The organism is Roseibium sp. RKSG952, from assembly GCF_009711355.1.
Map to the genome: position 1 here is coordinate 1 of NZ_SMMF01000364.1, position 725 is coordinate 725.

At 67.7% G+C, this 725-nt stretch carries 1 protein-coding gene; it reads right to left on the reverse strand.

The features are described from left to right. The coding region (locus E1297_RS01070) for a condensation domain-containing protein (RefSeq protein WP_196223103.1) at positions 1–725 on the reverse strand (725 nt) is incomplete at both ends.

Consider the following 725-nt stretch of genomic DNA (forward strand, 5'->3'; position numbering starts at 1 on the left):
GCCTCCCGCCCCACCGCGACCGGCACAAGACCGCCCGCATGGTCGATCACCTCGGGGCGCGGCCGGTCAAACGGCAGCGTGATCGCCTCGGGCAGACCTTCCAGCGTCTCACGCCACCAGGCCGTCTCCTGCGCCAGCCGCTCGCCCGACAGAACCTTGCGCTGCCAGACCGCATAATCGGGATATTGAACATCCAGTTCGGGCAGATCCGCAGCCCCCCCGCCGCAAGCCTCGCCGTAAAGTGCGGCCAGCTCCTTCACAAGCACCCCGAGCGACCAGCCGTCCAGAACCGCATGATGGCCGCCGATCACCAGCACATGGGAGACCGCCGACAGCTGCAAGAGTGCTGCCCGGAACAAGGGCCCCGCCTCGAGATCGAACCGCTGCGCCAGAACCGCCTCGATCCGCTCCCGCAGGGCCGCCTCATCCAGACCCGTGGCATCCGCCCGCTCAAGCCGGAAGCCGCTGTCTTGCGCCGGACGGATCTTCTGGCAGGGTGTGCCCCCGCCATCGTTCACGAACACCGTGCGCAGACCCTCGTGCCGCGCCACCAGCCCCGTCAGCGCCTGATCCAGCGCCTCCGCGTCAAGCGGCCCCTCCAGACGGAACGCCCCTTCAATGTGATAGGCCGCCCCCGCCTGCGCATCCAGACGATCCAGAAACCACAAACGCTCCTGCTGAAACGAAAGCGGCAACACACCACAACGATCAACCCGGACCAGAGG